The sequence below is a fragment of the Acidovorax sp. GW458-11-26-14-TSB4 genome, assembly GCF_059423865.1.
Genome location: NZ_JBWKYR010000012.1, coordinates 51577 through 69849, shown reverse-complemented (window position 1 = coordinate 69849; position 18273 = coordinate 51577). Strand labels below are relative to the sequence as shown.

Annotated in this window: 18 protein-coding genes, 1 tRNA gene and 1 pseudogene; 11 read left to right on the top strand and 9 right to left on the bottom strand. The window is 62.5% G+C overall.

Annotated features, from left to right (window positions below):
- Window positions 1–496: 496 nt before the first annotated feature.
- The 5 genes and pseudogenes from AC07X5_RS22045 to AC07X5_RS22025 all read right to left on the bottom strand — a co-directional run bounded on the left by AC07X5_RS22045 (window position 497) and on the right by AC07X5_RS22025 (window position 5096).
- The gene (locus tag AC07X5_RS22045) at window positions 497–1666 is read right to left on the bottom strand and encodes an IS5 family transposase (RefSeq protein WP_494771832.1); all 1170 of its coding nucleotides are present in this window, start codon (window positions 1664–1666) and stop codon (window positions 497–499) included.
- Window positions 1667–1912: 246 nt separating this feature from the next.
- On the bottom strand, window positions 1913–2824 hold the full coding sequence (locus AC07X5_RS22040) for a hypothetical protein (RefSeq protein WP_494771831.1): 912 nt from the start codon (window positions 2822–2824) through the stop codon (window positions 1913–1915).
- Between the two features lie 26 nt (window positions 2825–2850).
- Window positions 2851–3438 carry a site-specific integrase gene (locus tag AC07X5_RS22035; RefSeq protein WP_494771923.1) on the bottom strand — a complete coding sequence of 196 codons (588 nt, stop codon included), beginning with the start codon at window positions 3436–3438 and terminating at the stop codon, window positions 2851–2853.
- Between the two features lie 480 nt (window positions 3439–3918).
- Window positions 3919–4197, bottom strand: a pseudogene (locus AC07X5_RS22030) (Arm DNA-binding domain-containing protein); the annotation flags it as partial.
- 320 nt (window positions 4198–4517) lie between these two features.
- The gene (locus AC07X5_RS22025; RefSeq protein WP_494771830.1) at window positions 4518–5096 is read right to left on the bottom strand and encodes a hypothetical protein; all 579 of its coding nucleotides are present in this window, start codon (window positions 5094–5096) and stop codon (window positions 4518–4520) included.
- Window positions 5097–5495: 399 nt separating this feature from the next.
- On the opposite strand from AC07X5_RS22025, the gene AC07X5_RS22020 reads away from it, so the two are divergent.
- From AC07X5_RS22020 to greB, 6 genes are all read left to right on the top strand, one after another.
- Entirely contained in the window at window positions 5496–6554 is a 1059-nt protein-coding gene (locus AC07X5_RS22020; RefSeq protein ID WP_409956849.1) for a hypothetical protein, read from the top strand.
- A 265-nt stretch (window positions 6555–6819) separates the two neighbouring features.
- Window positions 6820–6896: transfer RNA gene (locus AC07X5_RS22015), tRNA-Arg, on the top strand.
- A gap of 166 nt (window positions 6897–7062) precedes the next feature.
- Entirely contained in the window at window positions 7063–7419 is a 357-nt protein-coding gene (locus AC07X5_RS22010) for a hypothetical protein (RefSeq protein WP_494771829.1), read from the top strand.
- Complete coding sequence (locus tag AC07X5_RS22005; RefSeq protein WP_494771828.1) at window positions 7409–7606, top strand: hypothetical protein; 198 nt, start codon at window positions 7409–7411, stop codon at window positions 7604–7606. The genes AC07X5_RS22010 and AC07X5_RS22005 overlap by 11 nt, the downstream gene beginning before the upstream one ends.
- Before the next feature lie 387 nt (window positions 7607–7993).
- Window positions 7994–8440, top strand: coding sequence for a hypothetical protein (locus AC07X5_RS22000; protein ID WP_494771827.1), 447 nt, complete (start codon window positions 7994–7996; stop codon window positions 8438–8440).
- Window positions 8441–8502: 62 nt separating this feature from the next.
- Window positions 8503–9096, top strand: a complete 594-nt coding sequence (gene greB, locus AC07X5_RS21995) for a transcription elongation factor GreB (RefSeq protein ID WP_494771826.1) — start codon at window positions 8503–8505, stop codon at window positions 9094–9096.
- 8 nt (window positions 9097–9104) lie between these two features.
- On the opposite strand, the gene AC07X5_RS21990 is transcribed toward greB, so the two are convergent.
- The 4 genes from AC07X5_RS21990 to AC07X5_RS21975 all read right to left on the bottom strand — a co-directional run bounded on the left by AC07X5_RS21990 (window position 9105) and on the right by AC07X5_RS21975 (window position 13274).
- Window positions 9105–11381, bottom strand: coding sequence for a RelA/SpoT family protein (locus AC07X5_RS21990; protein ID WP_494771825.1), 2277 nt, complete (start codon window positions 11379–11381; stop codon window positions 9105–9107).
- A gap of 97 nt (window positions 11382–11478) precedes the next feature.
- Complete coding sequence (rpoZ, locus tag AC07X5_RS21985) at window positions 11479–11682, bottom strand: DNA-directed RNA polymerase subunit omega (protein ID WP_005794722.1); 204 nt, start codon at window positions 11680–11682, stop codon at window positions 11479–11481.
- A gap of 17 nt (window positions 11683–11699) precedes the next feature.
- Window positions 11700–12320 carry a guanylate kinase gene (gene gmk, locus AC07X5_RS21980; protein ID WP_409956837.1) on the bottom strand — a complete coding sequence of 207 codons (621 nt, stop codon included), beginning with the start codon at window positions 12318–12320 and terminating at the stop codon, window positions 11700–11702.
- A gap of 36 nt (window positions 12321–12356) precedes the next feature.
- Window positions 12357–13274, bottom strand: coding sequence for a YicC/YloC family endoribonuclease (locus tag AC07X5_RS21975; protein WP_494771824.1), 918 nt, complete (start codon window positions 13272–13274; stop codon window positions 12357–12359).
- Between the two features lie 75 nt (window positions 13275–13349).
- On the opposite strand from AC07X5_RS21975, the gene AC07X5_RS21970 reads away from it, so the two are divergent.
- The 5 genes from AC07X5_RS21970 (at window position 13350) to hemW (ending at window position 18272) form a co-directional block, all read left to right on the top strand.
- A complete protein-coding gene (locus AC07X5_RS21970) occupies window positions 13350–14366 on the top strand; it encodes a serine/threonine protein kinase (protein ID WP_409956833.1) in 1017 nt (338 codons plus the stop codon).
- Between the two features lie 82 nt (window positions 14367–14448).
- Window positions 14449–15351 (top strand): PP2C family protein-serine/threonine phosphatase, encoded by a 903-nt coding sequence (locus tag AC07X5_RS21965; RefSeq protein WP_007855569.1) that lies wholly within the window; start codon window positions 14449–14451, stop codon window positions 15349–15351.
- Window positions 15352–15461: 110 nt separating this feature from the next.
- Window positions 15462–16190 carry a ribonuclease PH gene (gene rph / locus AC07X5_RS21960; RefSeq protein WP_494771823.1) on the top strand — a complete coding sequence of 243 codons (729 nt, stop codon included), beginning with the start codon at window positions 15462–15464 and terminating at the stop codon, window positions 16188–16190.
- A gap of 45 nt (window positions 16191–16235) precedes the next feature.
- Window positions 16236–16835: an RdgB/HAM1 family non-canonical purine NTP pyrophosphatase gene (gene rdgB / locus AC07X5_RS21955; protein ID WP_494771822.1), complete on the top strand. Its 600-nt coding sequence runs from the start codon at window positions 16236–16238 to the stop codon at window positions 16833–16835.
- Between the two features lie 180 nt (window positions 16836–17015).
- Window positions 17016–18272, top strand: a complete 1257-nt coding sequence (gene hemW, locus AC07X5_RS21950) for a radical SAM family heme chaperone HemW (RefSeq protein ID WP_494771821.1) — start codon at window positions 17016–17018, stop codon at window positions 18270–18272.
- Window position 18273 lies beyond the last annotated feature (1 nt).

Below are 18273 nucleotides of genomic sequence, written 5' to 3'. Positions count from 1 at the left end.
GATTGGCAGGCCGCTAATGCGGCCTGCCCTATTGGTTATCTGACAGATGGTGCCCCAGACAAAAACCCCGGGGCTCGTTGACCAACACGGTGCATTTCATCTCGACGCTGGAATACGTACCGTCACAGCATAGGGCATGCAGAGCAATGCCTATTTGGGAAGAAGCCAGCGAGCCAAATACCTTGAAGTAGGCGAGGGGCGATGACGTTGACTCAAAATATCGTTCGCCTGCGAAGGGCAGGTACGGGGTGTGGCGATTTGAGCGCCACGCGTTCGGCGCCAAGTCGCGACAGCTATCTGGTATCGATGGGTAGAACACCATTTGCTGAGCTAGCGTATCGGCAACGCCTAGCAGGCTGAAGAAATACTTCCCAGATTGCAAGCCCTTCTCGCCCCGCAGCAGCCTGCGGGCTCTCTTGTTTTCACATCCCGGGATGCAAGGGGCCTATCGGGCTCTTTAGCGCTCGATTTGAGCCACTTCGACGTCCATTTGCCCTCAATATGCGCCCTGCGGACGCACCTGCCCCCATTGCTCCAATTGCCCCAGGGTGCGCATGCGCACCAGGTTGTAGGCCGCCATCGTTAGCACGAACATCTGGTCCACCCGCTCAAGGCCTCGCACCATCACCTGCCTCATGCCGCCCACGGTCTTGGCCCAGCCAAAGCCTTGCTCGATGAGCTTTCTCTTTTGCTGCGATACCGCGTAGCCTTCGCTTTGCGCAATCGCATCGGGTACGGCCGAGCTTCTGCCTGACTTGTTCTGGGCCACGTGGGGCGTGACGTTCATGGCCTGGCATGCCTCAATGAATTCGCGTGCGTCATAGCCTTTGTCCGCTCCCAGCGTGATGGTTCGCGTGGGATCGGCCTGCGCCTGCCGGGCGTCGTTGACCATGGCCTTGGCCGCTTCGCGCTCTGCGTAGCCATCGGCCAGCGTGACCACCGCATTGGCCACCAAGCCCTGGCGGTTGTCGCTCAGGGTGTGTCCCATGTAGCGCAGTTCGCTGGCGGTATTGCCTTTGCGGTACAGCCTGGCGTCGGCATCCGTTGTGGATTCATGGGTGTCGTTGCTGCGCCGCTGGCCCTTGAAGTTGCCGCCATCGCTATGGGCTTTGGCATCTGCACCAGGGCCATCATCTGCGCCACCACCATCACCACCCGCGTCATCGTCGCCCTTGCGCACGAAGCTCTTGTGGCCCGCCCAGGCCTGGATGAGCGTTCCGTCCACGCTGAAGTGCTCGCCCGAGAGCCAGTGCTTCTTGTCGGCGATCCTGAGCACTTCGTTGAAGAATTCGATCACGGCGTCGTGTTCGATCAGGCGCTCGCGGTTCTTGGTGAACACGCTGGGCACCCAGACCTCATCGTCCATGGACAGGCCGATGAACCATCGGAACAAGAGGTTGTACTGCACCTGCTCCATTAACTGGCGTTCCGAGCGCACGCTGTACAGCACCTGCAGCAGCATGGCGCGCAGCAGCTTCTCGGGGGCGATGTTGGGACGCCCGCCCTTGATGTCTGCTTCGTACATGCGCGAGAACAGGGCATCCATCCTGGCCAAGGCTGCGTTGACCATCTTGCGGATGGGGCGCAGGGGGTGCGAGGCGGGGACAAAGTCTTCCAGCTTGCGAACAGAGAACAGGCTCTCGGTGAAGGTGTCGGCGCCGCGCATGGGTCTGGCAATGGGGGGAGGGCCGTGAGCTTACCGGGTTGGGATGCTGGGCTGGAGGTATTTCTTCAGCCTGCTAGGGCGCTATGCGCGACGGTGCCCGCCGCTTAACTTATCGGGAGGTGAGGCCGTAAAAGTATGAGCAACAACTTCAACAACGAGAGCTTGAATTTTGCGGTCGCGCGATTGATGCTTCAGAAGGTGCGGCTGTACCGGAATAACCACGATTGTTGGAATATACTCCGAATTCTAAGTGATCGAATGATTTCGAAACGTGTTTTCAACTTTGCAAAGAAATTTGTAAATTGTAGGCTTTGAAACTGAGATTGCCTTCCTTTGTTTATTTATTTGCGACTGAGATAGTTCCTTTAATCTAATCTCTAGTATTGGGAAAACCTCGTCTGTGAATTTTCGCACACTTTTTTTCTCGCCTCCATTTCGGGACTTTATATAAAGATCCATTGCATACTCTTTGAGTTCGGTCAGCGGTGCATTTTTTATGAGTGCATTCAATGCGGCAGTTCTTGCGGTACGTGAAAGATCTTCAATTTTCATTGTTACCTCGGATCCATGTTGGCAGCCAATCACAAAAGAAGCATCAATCAAATTAATCCATGCTTCATCGGTTCGGCCAGCTGCACGCTTACTCTGAGCTTGGGAGATCAGTCCCAACGCAGCGAACCAAGATAGCACCGTCTCATAAGGTCCCCTATCTTGCTTTGCCATGTCCTCAGCATATTGTTTTATGGAAATTTCACCCTGGGTGAAGGCATTCAAAAAGTAGAAAAATGCGTCGCCAGCGACTTCTGTTTTGGATAGTTCGGGGAAGACAATTTTATGAATTGTCTGTTCTTCATTGTTTAATATATCTTCCGCCGAAATTTCCTTTAAGGCTGTCTGCATCTTGGGCATCCTTTTTTTGTGAAAGGAGAGGTTGCTGGCCACGACCTCTTGTAGAAGCCGTTTGACCTCATTATTAAATTTTCGCCTTTGGCGGCCTTTTTCACAATAGAGATACTCAAGGGGAAGATTGTACGATCTGTAGGCATCCAGATGTGCATTGACCATCTCCGCCACCTGAACGGCGCGAGATCCAGGTGGTGGTGCATTGACGCTCAGCTCATCGATTTCCATCAGAGCTCGAATTTGATTGAAATTCATTTAATTCTCTTGTGTCAAATTTTATTTCAGGTATCTAAGCGTTTTAAAGTGACATGCCACTTTATTAAAGCATCGCGCTTTTCATCCATATATTCATGCCTGTCGTAATTTCTATCTTGCACGCCGCCTAGCCCGTGACTTAGCAGTTGCGCGCGAACATCCTTTGACACTCCGGCACGCGCTAGCATTGTTTCTGCAGTTCGGCGAATATCACCCAGTTTGAAAGGTGAACTGATCCGCTTCGCACTGATCAAGCGGTTTGAAACTTCTGTGACAGCGTTTGACAATGTTTCGATGCGTATGGGCACCTGGCCGTTCTGTTTGGCACTTGTAAGGATATAGCCCTCTTTATCTTCAACAAGCCTAGTTACCATTTCAAGTGCAACGCCCGTCAGTGGCAGGACGTGGAGGCGGGCCTGCTGGCGGGCTCCCTTAGGATCTCGCATTCTCAATTCTGGATATCTTCCGCCCAAAGTTATGTCTTCCATCCTCGTCCGTAGAAGTTGTGTTGGCCGTTGTCCCCCTAAAAACAATGAAAGGAGCAGCGCGTCGCGTGTCGCCTCGTTAAGCTTCTCAACTTCTTGAATGTATAGCTTGAGCTCAACTTCGTTCAAATTTCTCGCGCGAGTGCGATTGAATTGGGACAGTGGAGGAAGAGCTTCGCACGGATTGGTTTCAATGCCGAACCCTAGCATACAAGCTGGCGCCGTTGGGTCATAATCGGCTTTAATCGCTTGCGCGTACGCGGCTCTCAAGTAACTGCGAAGTTTGCCAGCAGTGCGCCCCTTTTTCGCTTCGACAAGCCGCGCCAGAGGTGCTCGAAGGTCTTTCGGCCTGACGTCCGACGCTCTTAAGTCAACCAGATCGGGAAAAGCTTCTAGCAGGTGAAGCCTAAAGAGGCTACGCACGTTTGGGACGTCCGACGCGCCGGCTTGCGTAAGAGATGTTAGGTAGGCCTCGACTAGGCTTCGAAGGCTTCCCCGCTGATCGTTCTCAGTCTTCTCAGTCGCCGCCCTTTGAGCCTCTGCTGCCTCGCGCGCCTGGGCTTCGACGCGTGCTTCGAGATAGCCGCGGAGATCGCGCACTCCATCCAAGTAGAGCCGCGAAAATTCGCTAGCCTTGACACGTGCCTCGTTCAAAGTGAGGCCAGCGCGCCCAGTGCGCTGTTGGTACTCACCCAGCGGTAGTGCGCCGCGCGCACCCGACGGTCCCGCATATCGGTAGAAGAAACTCTTTCGCCCATTCGGCTGCACCCGCAAGTACAGCCTCCCGCTACCCCTCGCGCCGCCGTCTGAAATCCAGTTGTCTGACAGCCGTCCATCCAGTTCCTTGGGGCGCGCTGCCTGAATCTGTCTATCCGTGAGGTCCGCCATTTGTAGCTCTCTACATCGATCAGCACATCAGGCAACTTCGTTGCCGTATGGTTGCCGTTTGTTGTTGGATGAAAGAGCTTCTCTTCAATCGATCTTGGACAGAAAAACTCTCTAAGCTATTGATTGTATTGGAAATATTTGATGGTTGTACACATGCGTGGGCAGCTTAAAACGCCATTGAATGTCGGATCAAGTGACTCATAATCCTTTGGTCGCGGGTTCAAGTCCCTCACGCCCTACCATATTCCGCCGAGCTCTTTTGCTATTTTTCGCAGCGATCTGCTCTGCGGAACGCGGCTCGGCGGTCCCACCCTCCAGCCTCACAGGTTGCTGTTCTTTTTGGCCTTGGCTTCGCGCAGGCATTGGTCGTGGTTGCTGTACTCATAGCCGATGCTGATCATGAATTTGCCGTTCACCAGGCCATGGGCCTTCAGGCGGATGGCGGAAATGTTGTCCGCATTGGAGGGCAGTGAAGTCCAGAAGGCGGCCAGTGTCCGCTCCTCCTTGGCGAGTGCGGTGAGCCAGTCCTGCGGGTCGTTCCAGATACTTCCTTGCTCCAGGAAATCGTACTTCTTGCCTGGCCCGTACTTTTCGCTCAGGGCCTGGAACCATAGGTCGAACTCGTCCTGGACCTGAACGCCCTGCGAATTGGTCTGCTTGTCGGTGGTCCAGCCGGTGATCTTGCACAGGCCCGTTCCTGGTGTGATGAGCAGGCGGTATTCCTCCAGGTCCGGGTGCCCTGACGGTGCCCGGGCGGTGCTGAAGGTGGTCGGGCTCTCGCGTTTGAGCTGCAGGCGTTTCTGCAAGTCGCCCAGTTTCTCCCCCTGCGTGAACCCGAATGGCCCTGCCATGGCGCTGGACGCCATGGCCAGCAACAGGGCTCCGATGATCTTCCCCATGGTCGATTTCTCCGTTGTTCTGGCCATTTTGCACCGCCTCGGATGCCTGGCCCCCTGGTCTGGCGTGATTCTCGCTATTTGGTAGCCGAGCGTAACTTGTGCGCCGCATCACTGCCACATTGCAACGTTACCGTTACGATGCAACCGCACGCCATGTCACGCTGCTGTCCTACCCTCGGGGCCTGGGGATGGTGCGTCGGTGTGCAGGGGTATGTCAGAGCGATAGGCCGAACGGCCTTGGCAAGCGCTGCTTTCTTGCGCAAGTAGTGGCCTTTTGGTGAAGAGGCCATGGGCGCTTGCCTGGCTATTTTTATTTTTGGAGTCCATTCGATGCGGTATCTAATTGTTTTGTTCTTATCGGCGTTGGCCACGGTTGCCCAGGCTGCAAACTTCGTTTCGATGCACCAGACGGCGCACAAGATCGCGCTGCCTCCGGCGCCTGGCACCTTTGTCTACTCCTTTGACACCAAGGTCGGCTTCAAGGAGCAGTACGCTCCGACGGGTGTGACAGGCTGTGCGATCGGCTTTGGCACCGGCGGCTGTGCGTTCCCCGGTGGCGGTTCTCTCTCCCTGCCTGAATTCACAGGCTTCCAGATGCAGAACCAGGAATTCAAGATCTTCATCCCCGCAGGCACGCGTTCGTTCCTGTTCTCGGGCTACGCACCCCAGGGTACCCAATCGGCCTTTGTGCTGCGCTACGGCAAGGAGCCCACCCGCGTCGCTGCCCTGAGCGGTGCCGAGTACCAGAATGCGCAGACCGGTGAGCGCATCGACACCTCGTTCTCGCGCCTGATCAAGGAAGACGTCGACCACTTCGTCGTGCACGACGGTGGCGGCACCCTGCGCTTCGTGGGCGGCCAGCTCGACGCCAACCGCGGCAGCACCGACCAGGGCAAGTGGCTCTACGTGCGCCAGCTGAGCGGCGCAGCGCTGTTCGACTACCAGGGCGCCATTGACGTGGACATGCCCAAGTACGCGGCCGGCTACAACGCCATCAGCTGGACTACCAGCCCCTTCCCGGACCCCGTGGATGCTGCCAGCCCTGGCGGCGGTGGCACCACCAACCCACCGCCCGCGGGCACGACGATCACCACCTCGGTGGTCTCGGCCGCCGGCCAGCCCCTCAAGCTCGACATCACGATGACGCAGGCGGCCGCAGATGTCGCTGCCAACCCGCGGATCAGCACCTGGGTGGCAGCCCGCATCCCCGCCAATGGCCTGTTCTATACGACGGACGTCTGGTTCTTCCGCAAGGCCGATTCCTGGGCCCAACTGGTGCTGCCTTTCCCTGAAACCGTGGCCTACACCAGCCTGGGGACCAATGCCGCCAGCCTGAAGTTCACGCCCACGCTGGACCTGGCGGACACGGACCTGCGCGCCTTCAACATTGAGATCTACTTCGGCTACAAGACCAGCAACGGTACCTTTGTGAGCAAGGGCAAGATCTGGCCCCAGTAACCGGGTTGGCGCACAACGCGTCCTCTTGTTGTACAAAAGGCCCTTCGGGGCCTTTTTCCATGGGCTCCCTTCACAGCGGCAGTCTGCCGACCAGGGCTTCTGGCCAATAAATTTGGTGTTTTGCCCGGAGGCACCTTCCGCGTGCATTACAATACGTGCAGCAGACGAGTTCTGTGATTGCCCTTGGAGTTTTACACTGGAGGCAAGCACAGCAAGCGGTGATTTTTTGAAATGTTGAAAAATCCATGCTATAATTCGAAGCTTAGCGGCTGTAGCTCAGCTGGATAGAGTACTTGGCTACGAACCAAGGGGTCGTGGGTTCGATTCCTGCCAGCCGCACCAACAGGTAAGCCCTGATATCGCAAGGTATCAGGGCTTTTTCCTTTGTGCCGCGTGTTCTCGCGCCGTGCGCCAAGCGCACCTTGCGCCGTATTCCTACACCCCCATGGCCGCGGCCGGCGCACGCTGTGGGTGATCTCTCGGAATCACCCACTGCCTTCGCTCACCCATGGCCACCCACGTCCTCACCTGCCAATTTCAGCGCGACCCTGCCACGGAGCACCTGGCGTCCACCCCGGTGGTGGTCGACGCGGAAGCCGTGCTGTTCAGCTGGACCGACCGGGAAGGCCGTGGCTACCAGGTGCTGCTGCGCGGCCGCGAGCGGCTGGTGGCCATGCTCCGCTGCGATCTGCAGGAGCACACGATCGCCACCCAGGAGCTTGACCTGCAGTGCCGCGCGCTCGGGCTGATGTGGCGGGCGACGGCCTTTGTGGAGGATGCTGCCTGGCCCCTGCCCGCAGCGGGCGCATTCGGCGCCGTGCCCGAGGACACCTTTGCCACAGGAGCTTTCCACCATGGCCATTGATCCCAAGGACCACCCACTGCACAAGGTACCGGAGCACCTGCCCCGGCCACCCGGTGATCTGCCGCCTGGCAGCGCGCCATCGCAGCCACCACCTGCGGAGGTACCGTCCCCTGATGGCACCGGGCCCTATGCGGGCGAAGTGGAGAACGAAGCCGGGGACCCGGTGGGCAAGCCGCCCCGGTTGTGAGCGCCAGCCAGCCAGCGGGAGTGTCAGACGGCAAACGGCCGCACGAGGACGGCCACCATGGTCTGTACTTTTTTTGGATGGCATCTGCAGATCGGGCGACAGTATCTGGACCAGGCGCGACCCCTCCTGCCCTTCGCGGTTGAGGATGGCATGGAAGTCGGGCAGGGGCGCGGCCTTCATGCCCGCCAGAAAACCTTGCTTCCATTCGATGTCGAGGGTCTTGTATTTGTGTTTGGGCATGGGGCACATGACCTCTTTGGGGGATGCGTGTGGCGCACCCGGACCGCCCTGGCTGCCTTATGCTGCTGCTCCAGCAAGGTGCGCAGCCGCTTCGAGTTGCCGCCAACGAGAGGGATGGGAATGGGCAAGGAACAAGGATCAAGGGGCATGTCCACGCTGGCCTTCATGGGTGGCCTGGCCGTGTTGCTGGTGGCCGCCGTTGCCTGGGGCGGCTACCAGAAGGCGCAGCGCAAGGCCGAGGCGGCCCATGCCATCGTGGCGGCCAACGAACGCCTGGACAAGGCGCACAAGCAGTGGATGGAGGCCATGCAGGTGGTCCGGACCACGCCGCGCGTCGGGCTGTCCACGCCCGTGCTCACCATGCAGGCCTTGCGCCAGGAAGTGCAGGCCCTGGCGCTGCCCAGGTGCCTGGAAAAAAGCCGGGGGTATTTCGTGGCGGGCATGGACGCACAGCTCGAAGGCATCGTGGCGTTCATCCGCGCCGACATGAGCAAGGAGGCCCTGAACGCCTACACCAATGCCAAGACGCGCCTCATGAACGAGAACTTCGTGGAGTTCGGCAACAAGGCATCCGCCTGCCCCGCGAACAGCTGAAGCCGAAGGTGGAGGTCTTGGATACCCGGCAGGCCGGGCCGTTGCGCGGGTAACATGCCGCCATGAGCAAGGCTTTCACCAAGGAATCCGACGCGCAGGCCGATGACGACGAAGGGCCGGCGCTGCCTCCCATCCCTGCCGGGTCGCGCAATTACATGACGCCTGCGGGCTATGCCCGGCTGCGCGGCGAACTGCTGGACCTGATCGACAACGAGCGCCCGAAGATCGTCGAGGTGGTGCACTGGGCGGCCAGCAACGGCGACCGATCGGAGAACGGCGACTACCTCTACGGCAAGAAGCGCCTGCGCGAGATCGACCGGCGCATCCGCTTCCTCACCAAGCGGCTGGAAGTGGCCGAGGTGGTGGACCCGCTTGTCCATGCCGGCAGTGACCAGGTGTTCTTCGGCGCCACCGTGACCTATGTGGACGAAGAAGATGTGACCAGCACCATCACCATCATGGGCATCGACGAGGCCGACAGCGGCCGAGGCCAGGTGAGCTGGGTCTCGCCCGTGGCGCGCGCGCTGCTCAAGAGCCGGGTGGGCGACGAGGTGCCGCTGCCCACGCCGGGCGGTGTGCGCTCGCTGGAGGTGCTGGAGGTGCGCTATGAGCGGCACGATGCGCCGCCAGCGCAGGAGGCCGCAACGGCCTCCTGACCACTGGCTCAGGCCGCGGGCGTGATGCGGCTGGCGCGAATCACCGCAGGCGTGCGCCGCAGGTTGCGCAGCGCGGCCTCCACGTGGGCCTGGTCGCGCACGGCCACGATGAAGCGCAGATCCGTGGTGTCCAGCGCCACCTCGTCGTCCATGTCCACATGGGTGATGTCGGCTTCGGCGCTTGCCAGGTCGGCAGCCACGCGGGCCAGCACACCCTTGCTGTTGGTGATGGTGACGACGATGCCGGTCTCAAACATGCGCACGGGCTCGTCGGCCCAGTCCACGGCGATGAAGCGCTCGCTGTCCTTGTGCTGCAGGCGCTTGGCCACGCCGCAGTGGGCGTTGTGCACCACCAGGCCTTCGCCTCGGCCCAGGTAGCCCACAATGGAATCGCCCGGCACGGGGCGGCAGCAATGGGCGTACTGCACCGAGGCGTTCTCACTGCCGTCCAGCGTGACGGCGCCCTGCGACACGCGCTCGTGCGAGGTGTAGCGCTCGCGGCTCAGCAGCAGGGCGTCAGGCCGATGGCCGTGTTCGCTCATCAGCACCATGAGCCGCTTGGCCACGATGCTCGCGATGCGCTTGCCCAGGCCCAGGTCTGTCATGAGCTCGGTGCGCGTGCGGTTGCCGGTGAAGCGCAGCAGCTTGTCCCAGATGGGTTGGGTTTCGGCATTCACCGGGGGCAACTGCTCCAGGCCTTCGGCGCGGATGGCCTGGGTCAGCAGCTTCTCGCCCAGGCCTTCGGACTCGGCATGCGCCAGGGTCTTGAGGTAGTGGCGGATCTTGGAGCGCGCGCGGCCGGTGCGCACAAAGCCCAGCCAGGCCGGATTGGGCGTGGACACGGGGGCGGTGATGATCTCCACCACGTCGCCGTTCTTGAGCTCGGTGCGAAGCGGCACCTGCTCGTTGTTGATCTTGGCGGCCGTGGTGCGGTCGCCCACGTTGCTGTGGATGGCGTAGGCAAAATCCACCACGGTCGCGCCCCGGGGCAGGGCCATGATCTGGCTCTTGGGCGTGAACACGTAGACCGCGTCGGGGAACAGGTCCACCTTGACGTGGTCCCAGAACTCGGCGGCGTCGCGCGTTTCGTTCTGGATATCCAGCAGCGACTGCAGCCACTTGGTGCCCAAGCGCTCGGCCGCCGTGCCGTCGCCATCCTGTGCCTTGTACAGCCAGTGCGCGGCCACACCGGCCTCGGCAATGACATGCATCTCGTCGGTGCGCATCTGGAACTCGATGTTCACGCCCGAGGGGCCCACCAGCGTGGTGTGCAACGACTGGTAGCCGTTGAGCTTGGCGATGGCGATGTGGTCTTTGAATTTGCCGGGCACCGGCTTGTACATCTGGTGCAGCACACCGAGGGCCGTGTAGCAGTCCGTCACCGTGGGCACGATGACGCGAAAGCCATACATGTCCGTCACCTGGGCAAAGCTCAGGTGCTTCTGGTCCATCTTCTGGTAGATGGCGTACAGCGTCTTTTCGCGGCCGGCCAGGCGCACCTGCATGCCGATGCGGGAAAAGGCCGCATCCACCTCGCTCTGCACCCGCTGCACCAGATCGCGGCGGCGGTTGCGCGACTTGTTCACCGCCTTGGCCAGCGTGGCGTAGCGCCAGGGGTGCAGGTGGCGGAACGACAGGTCCTGCAGCTCGCGGTAGGTCTGGTTCAGCCCCAGGCGGTGGGCAATGGGGGCGTAGATCTCCAGCGTTTCCGACGAGATGCGGCCCCACTTGCTGCGTGGCATGTCCGACAGGGTGCGCATGTTGTGCGTGCGGTCGGCCAGCTTGATGAGGATGACGCGCACGTCGCGCGCCATGGCCAGCAGCATCTTGCGGAACGACTCGGCCTGGTTTTCCTCGCGCGTGTTGAACTGCAGCTTGTCGAGCTTGGTCAGGCCGTCCACCAGTTCCGCCACCGGCGCACCGAAGCGCTCGATCAAATCGACCTTGGTCACGCCGCAGTCTTCCATGGCGTCGTGCAGCAGCGCGGCCATCAGGGCCTGGGCGTCGAGCTTCCAGGTGGCGCACTGGGCTGCCACTGCGATGGGGTGGGTGATGTAGGGCTCGCCGCTGTTGCGCAACTGGCCCAGGTGGGCCTCGTCGGCAAAGCGGTAGGCTTGGCGCACCTGCTCGATGCTGTGGGCGTCCAGGTAGTCCAGGTTGTCGGTGAGCGCGGCAAAGCTGGCGGCTGCGGCATTGGCCGCTGCCGCAGATGCACTGGCCGGAGCGTGGATGGTGTCGCCAGGCCGGGCAGGTGCTGCCGAAGGAGTGTTGAACACCGCGTTCATGCCTTAAATGTAGCGCGGGTGCGCGATACGGGTCGGCAGGGCAAAAAAAAGCACCGCATGGCAGCGGTGCTCTCGGGGCCGGGGCCCTTGGTCAGAATCAACCAGGAACCTTCTTGAGCATCTCCAGGCCGACCTTGCCTTCGGCGATTTCGCGCAGGGCGGTCACGGCGGGCTTGTTGCGGCTTTCGATGCGGGGCGCATGGCCCTGGCTCAGCATGCGGGCACGGTAGGTGGCCGCCAGCACGAGCTGGAAGCGGTTGGGGATCTTTTCCAGACAATCTTCTACGGTGATGCGTGCCATCGGTGTACTCCGGGGATTCAGGTGATATTGAGCGACTGGAAGGTGTCAGCACGGGCGCGGCGCTGTGCGGCGTACTTGAGTCGCTGGGCGTGAACTACGGCTTTCAGGTCGAAAAGCGCGCGCTCAAACAACTCATTGATTATAACGAAGTCGAATTTCCCTACTTCCGCCATCTCGGTGGCCGCATTTTTCAAGCGTACTTCGATCACCTCGGGCGAATCCTCGCCGCGGCGCTCCAGGCGTGAGCGCAGTTCTTCCCAGCTCGGCGGCAGGATGAAGACCAGGATGGCATTGGCAAATGCTTCCCGGATCTGCAGCGCGCCCTGGAAGTCGATTTCCAGGATCACGTCCGAGCCCTGGGCGATGCGCTCCTCGATGGCCTTCTTGGAGGTGCCGTAGCGGTTGCCATGCACGTGGGCCCATTCGACGAAGGCATTGCCTTCGACCATCGCGTCGAATTCGGACTGCGACGCGAAATAGTAGTCGCGGCCGTGCTTTTCCTGGCCGCGCGGGGGGCGGGTGGTGTGCGAAATGGACAGGTGCACGTGCGAGTCCAGCTCCAGCAGGGCCTTGACCAGGCTGGATTTGCCGGCGCCACTGGGGGCCGCCACTACGAAGAGGTTTCCGGGATAGTCCATGGATGGTGTGCGCCGGGCGCTATCAAAAACTGAGTATTACTCGATATTTTGCACCTGCTCGCGCATCTGCTCGATCAGGACCTTCATGTCCACGCTGATGCGCGTGAGGTCCAGCGCGGCCGACTTGGAGCCCAGGGTGTTGGCTTCGCGGTGCAGTTCCTGGATCAGGAAATCCAGGCGCTTGCCGACTTCGCCGCCCTTCTTGAGCAGGCGCTCGATCTCGTCCAGGTGCGAATCCAGGCGCGTGATCTCCTCGGCCACGTCGATGCGGATAGCGAATGCCGTCGCTTCGGTCAGGGCGCGGTCGCGGGCGGCCTCGGGCGGGGTGGCGCCGTCGGTCAGGGCCATGGCCTCCTTCCAGCGCTCCATGAAGCGCTGGCGCTGCTGTTCCACCAACTGCGGCACCAGGGGCACGGCCTGCTGGGCCAGTTCGCGCAACTGCTTCACGCGGTCCTGCAGCATGGCGGCCAGGCGCTTGCCTTCGCGTTCGCGGGCGGACATCAGCGCCGTGAGGGCCTCTTCGGCAAGGGCGGGCACGGCCTCGCTCCAGTCCTCCGTGCCCGAATGGGCGTTGGCGCACAGGCGCAGCGCGTCGGCCACGCTCAGGGGCGCGGCGTTGGGCAGCCAGGACTTGACCGAGTCCTGCAGGGAATTGAGGCGCTGCAACAGCCGGGCGGGCGGGTCCTGCAGGGTGTTGCTGTCTTCGTTCTCCAGCGCGGCGCGCACTTCCACCTTGCCGCGCTTGAGGCGTGCGGTCAGCAGGGCCCGCAGTGCGGGTTCCATGGCACGCAGTTCGTCGGGCAGCCTGAACGACAGGTCCAGAAAGCGGCTGTTGACCGAGCGGATCTCCAGGCCCAGGCGGCGCGCCTGGGTGGCGCGGCCCTCGGTTTCAGCGCCGGTGGCGGATGTGCCGTGCTGCGCGCTGGCATAGCCGGTCATGCTGTAAACTGGCATTGGACTTTTTGATGGTTGCTTGCGATCCGGCGATTATCCGGGTTCCGCCTTACCCCAGAATCATCTTCGCAAAATATGTCAAAAATCAAACCGGCCCCTTTGCCACCCGATACCGCGATTGGTGGTTATCGTGTGGTGCGCCGGTTGTCGTCGGGCGGTTTTGGGGTCGTGTACCTGGCGCTGGACAGTGAAGGCCAGCAAGTCGCCATCAAGGAATACCTGCCCTCGTCCCTGGCCACACGGGCACCGGGCGAACTGCTGCCCAAGGTGCCGTCCGAGAAGTTGTCCCTGTACCGCCTGGGCCTCAAGAGCTTCTTTGAAGAAGGCCGCGCGCTCGCGCAGATCTCGCACGCCTCCGTGGTGAGCGTGCTCAACTTCTTCCGCGAGAACGAAACCGTCTACATGGTGATGAACTACCTGGAGGGCGCCACCCTGCAGGACTTCATCATTACCGCGCGCGACCTCAAGACGCAGAAGGTCTTCCGCGAGTCCACCATCCGCTCCCTCTTCGACGAAGTGCTGCGCGGCCTGCGCATCGTGCACCAGCACAAGATGCTGCACCTCGATATCAAGCCGGCCAACATCTTCATCACCGACGACAACAAGGCCGTGATGATCGACTTCGGCGCCGCACGCGAGGTGCTGTCCAAGGAGGGCAACTTCATCCGCCCCATGTACACGCCCGGCTTCGCCGCACCCGAGATGTACCGGCGCGACTCGTCCATGGGCCCCTGGACCGACATCTACGCCATCGGCGCCTGCATCTATGCCTGCATGCAAGGCTTTCCGCCCAACGAGGCGCCCCAGCGCATCGAAAAGGACCGCCTCTCGCTGGCCCTGACCAAGCTGCGCGGCGTGTACTCCGACAACCTGATCGAGGTGGTGGAGTGGTGCATGGCGCTGGACCCGCTGTCGCGCCCTCAGTCCGTGTTCGCCTTGCAGAAGGAACTCAGCCGCGAGGGCGAACGCCGCTACACCAAGCTCACGGTGGCCGAGAAGATGCGCCTGCAGCTTGACACTTTGGTGTCCGACACCAAGAAGAATGTGCAGAAGGTGGGCGAGGCCACCGGGATCGGAGCAAAACCCAAATGAAAACGACCCACGCAAAGCGGGTTCGGGCAGGGTGCAGTTTCACTAACGATGCAGTGGTGCATCCTTGTTTGCGTGGGTCACTATGAAGTTCTCCGTATTCCAGATCAGCCGCCGTGGCGGCCGCGAGAAGAACGAAGACCGCATGGGCTACTGCTACACGCGAGAATCGGGCCTGTTCGTGCTGGCCGACGGCATGGGCGGCCATCCCGAGGGCGAGGTGGCGGCGCAGATCGCACTGCAGACGGTCTCGGCGCTGTTCCAGCGTGAGGCCAAGCCCCAGCTCAAGGACGTGCAGGAGTTCCTCTCGGGCGCGCTGCTGGCCGCGCACCACCAGATCCTGCGCTACGCCACCGACAAGGGCATGCTGGACACGCCGCGCACCACGCTGGTGGCGGCCGTGGTCCAGGCCGGCACGGCCACCTGGATCCACTGCGGCGACTCGCGCCTGTACATGGTGCGCGACGGCGACCTGCTCACGCGCACGCGCGACCACTCGTACATGGAGCTGCGCAACAACCCGCCGCCGGGGCTGGAACGCATCAACCGCAACGTGCTGTTCACCTGCCTGGGCTCGCCCACCAAGCCCATCTACGACATCACCGGCCCGGTGTACCTGGAGCAGGGCGACCGCATCCTGCTGTGCTCCGACGGCCTGTGGGGCACGCTCAGCGATGAAGAGATCGCCAAACAGATGGCCTTGCAGGCGGTGTCGCATGCCGTCCCCGAGCTGGTGGAGGATGCCCTGCGCAAGGCCGGCGACAGCAGCGACAACGTGACCGTGGTGGCGCTGGAGTGGGAGACGCCCGATGCCTTCGAGTCCACCCAGGGCGTGTCCACCGACAGCATCAGCGACGACGTGTTCGCCTCCACCATCCAGGCCGGCCCGCTCGACGGGCTGGTGGACGACCTGGACGACGCCGCCATCGAGCGCTCGATCGCCGAGATCAACGAAGCCATCCGCCGCTCTGCCGCGCGCAAAGCCTGACCGCCTGTGCCAGCCGGCCGCGCAGCGGCTTGGAGCGCCCTTTTCCTGCTGCCCCGCGAGCACGACGCTGGCCCGCGCGGGATTGCCTTCCCATCGACACCGGAAACACCATGACCACCTTCACCCGCACCGGCGACCGCGCAGCCGACCAGCTGCGCCCCGTGCGCATCACGCGCCACTACACCATGCATGCCGAGGGCTCGGTGCTGATCGAGTTCGGCAACACCAAGGTACTGTGCACGGCATCGGTCGAAGAGCGCGTACCCCCGCACAAGCGCGGCAGCGGTGAAGGCTGGGTGACGGCCGAGTACGGCATGCTGCCGCGCGCCACCCACAGCCGCAGCGACCGCGAGGCCGCACGGGGCAAGCAGAACGGCCGCACGCAGGAGATCCAGCGCCTCATCGGCCGCAGCCTGCGCGCCGTGTTCGATTTGAGGCTTCTGGGCGAGCGCACCATCCAGCTCGACTGCGATGTGATCCAGGCCGACGGCGGCACCCGCACCGCCGCCATCACCGGCGCCTGGGTGGCCGCGCAGGACGCGGTGACCAAGCTGCTGGCTGCTGGCAAGATCACGAAGTCCCCGTTGATCCAGCCCGTGGCCGCCATCTCGGTGGGCATCGTCGAAGGCACGCCGCTGCTGGACCTGGAGTATGTGGAGGACGTAGGCTGCGACACCGACATGAACGTGGTCATGACGGGTGCGGGACACTATGTGGAAGTACAGGGCACAGCCGAAGGCGTGGCCTTCACGCGCAAGGAAATGGATGCGCTGCTGGCCCTGGCCGAAAAAGGCATTGCCGAGCTGATTGCGCTGCAGCAGCAAGCTTTGCGCGACTGACCCCCCTGGGCCGCCCCTGCGGCCCCGACAACAACGATTTGCACGATGAAACTGGTCCTCGCCTCCAACAACCGCGGCAAGCTCGCCGAATTGCAGGCCATGCTGGCGCCGCTCTCCGTCGAACTCGTGCGCCAGGGCGACCTGGGCGTGGGCGAGGCCGATGAGCCGTTTCGCACCTTTGTCGAGAACGCCCTGGCCAAGGCGCGCTTCGCCGCGGCCCACACCGGCCTTCCGGCCCTGGCCGACGATGCCGGCCTGTGCGTGGACGCCTTTGGCGGCTTGCCCGGCGTGGACACGGCCTACTACGCCACGCAGTTCGGCTATGAAAAGGGCGACGACACCAATGTGCGCGCCATCCTGGAGCAGATGCGGGGCATCGACCAGCGCCGCGCGGCCATGGTCAGCACCCTGGTGGCGGTGCGCAGCCCTAAAGACCCTGAACCCCTGATCGCCGTGGGCCGCGTGGTCGGCGAGATCACGCGCGAACCGCGCGGCAGCAATGGCTTTGGCTTCGACCCCGTGATGTTCATTCCCGAGTTCGGCAGGACCTTTGCCGAGCTGCCCGTGGAAGTGAAGAACGCCCACAGCCACCGCGGCCGCGCGGCCCAGCAGATGCTGGCGCTGATGCGCGAGCGCTGGTTCTGAGAGGCTGAGAATCTTTCGTCCATGCCCGCCTTGCACGCCAAAACACCCCGGCTCGTCGTTGCAAATGCTCGCCATAGCCCGAGCTATGGCTGTGCTTTGCGCCTAGATCCGAGGCGTTTTGGCGCGCCCCTCGGTCACGGCCAAAAAATTCCCAGCCTCTGAGCCGGCCGCCGAAGTCCCATGACCCACATCCCCATCGTCCCCGACACCGAGGCGGCCGAGCCCGCCGTGGTGCGGGACATCCAGCACTACATGCGCGGTGGCCTGCTGCAGCTGCAGAGCCTGCCGCCGCTGTCACTCTATGTGCACCTGCCCTGGTGCATCCGCAAGTGCCCGTACTGCGACTTCAACTCGCACGAGTACCGCGACAGCGCTGCGGCCCCTGGCGAGGTGCCCGAGCAGCGCTATATCGACGCGCTGATGGCCGACCTGGAGGCCGCGCTGCCCCTCATCTGGGGGCGCTCGGTGCACAGCATCTTCATCGGCGGCGGCACGCCCAGCCTGTTCTCGCCCGAAGCCATCGACCGGCTGATCGGCGATATCCGCGCGCGCTTGCGCCTGGAGGCCGATTGCGAGATCACCATGGAGGCCAACCCCGGCACCTTCGAGAAGGACCGCTTCCGCGCCTTCCGCGGTGCAGGCGTCACGCGCCTGTCCATCGGCGTGCAGAGCTTCAACGACCGGCACCTGAAGGCCCTGGGCCGGGTGCACGACCGCGGGCAGGCCCTGGCCGCCGTTCGCGAGGCGGCTGATGCCTTCGGCACCTTCAACCTGGACATCATGTACGCCCTGCCGGGGCAGACGCTGGCCGAGCTGGAGGAGGACCTGGGCCTGGCCCTGTCGCTCAAGCCCCCGCACATCTCCATCTACCACCTCACCATCGAGCCCAACACCTACTTCGCCAAGTACCCGCCGGCCATCCCCGAGGACGACCAGGCCTACGCCATGCTCGACCGCATCACCGAGATGACGGGCCAGGCCGGCATGGCGCGCTACGAGATATCGGCCTACGCGCAGTCCGGCCACCAGTGTTTCCACAACACCAACTATTGGCAGTTCGGCGACTACCTGGGCATCGGCGCGGGGGCGCACAGCAAGCTCAGTTTTGCCCACCGCGTGGTGCGCCAGGTGCGTTTTCGCGACCCGGCCCGTTACATGGACAACGCCCTGGCCGGCCATGCCGTCGCGCAGGACGAGGAGGTGCGCCGCGCCGACCTGCCCTTCGAGTACATGCTCAACGCCCTGCGCCTGCGTGCAGGCTTCGAACTCAAGGACTTCACCGAGCGCACGGGCCTGCCCATCACCGCCATTGCCAAGGCGCTGGAGAAGGCCGAAGCCAAGGGGCTGATCGAGCGCAGCCTGGGCGGCCACGTGCGGCCCACGGAGCGGGGCTTCGACTTCCTGAGCGACCTGCAGGAGCTGTTCCTGGCCGATTGAC

Coding starts and splice junctions, on each gene's coding strand:
- AC07X5_RS22045 (WP_494771832.1), bottom strand. CDS start 1,666: ATGCGCGGCGCCGACACCTTCACCGAGAGCCTGTTCTCTGTTCGCAAG.
- AC07X5_RS22040 (WP_494771831.1), bottom strand. CDS start 2,824: ATGAATTTCAATCAAATTCGAGCTCTGATGGAAATCGATGAGCTGAGC.
- AC07X5_RS22025 (WP_494771830.1), bottom strand. CDS start 5,096: ATGGGGAAGATCATCGGAGCCCTGTTGCTGGCCATGGCGTCCAGCGCC.
- AC07X5_RS22020 (WP_409956849.1), top strand. CDS start 5,496: ATGCACCAGACGGCGCACAAGATCGCGCTGCCTCCGGCGCCTGGCACC.
- AC07X5_RS22010 (WP_494771829.1), top strand. CDS start 7,063: ATGGCCACCCACGTCCTCACCTGCCAATTTCAGCGCGACCCTGCCACG.
- AC07X5_RS22005 (WP_494771828.1), top strand. CDS start 7,409: ATGGCCATTGATCCCAAGGACCACCCACTGCACAAGGTACCGGAGCAC.
- AC07X5_RS22000 (WP_494771827.1), top strand. CDS start 7,994: ATGTCCACGCTGGCCTTCATGGGTGGCCTGGCCGTGTTGCTGGTGGCC.
- greB (WP_494771826.1), top strand. CDS start 8,503: ATGAGCAAGGCTTTCACCAAGGAATCCGACGCGCAGGCCGATGACGAC.
- AC07X5_RS21990 (WP_494771825.1), bottom strand. CDS start 11,381: ATGAACGCGGTGTTCAACACTCCTTCGGCAGCACCTGCCCGGCCTGGC.
- rpoZ (WP_005794722.1), bottom strand. CDS start 11,682: ATGGCACGCATCACCGTAGAAGATTGTCTGGAAAAGATCCCCAACCGC.
- gmk (WP_409956837.1), bottom strand. CDS start 12,320: ATGGACTATCCCGGAAACCTCTTCGTAGTGGCGGCCCCCAGTGGCGCC.
- AC07X5_RS21975 (WP_494771824.1), bottom strand. CDS start 13,274: ATGCCAGTTTACAGCATGACCGGCTATGCCAGCGCGCAGCACGGCACA.
- AC07X5_RS21970 (WP_409956833.1), top strand. CDS start 13,350: ATGTCAAAAATCAAACCGGCCCCTTTGCCACCCGATACCGCGATTGGT.
- AC07X5_RS21965 (WP_007855569.1), top strand. CDS start 14,449: ATGAAGTTCTCCGTATTCCAGATCAGCCGCCGTGGCGGCCGCGAGAAG.
- rph (WP_494771823.1), top strand. CDS start 15,462: ATGACCACCTTCACCCGCACCGGCGACCGCGCAGCCGACCAGCTGCGC.
- rdgB (WP_494771822.1), top strand. CDS start 16,236: ATGAAACTGGTCCTCGCCTCCAACAACCGCGGCAAGCTCGCCGAATTG.
- hemW (WP_494771821.1), top strand. CDS start 17,016: ATGACCCACATCCCCATCGTCCCCGACACCGAGGCGGCCGAGCCCGCC.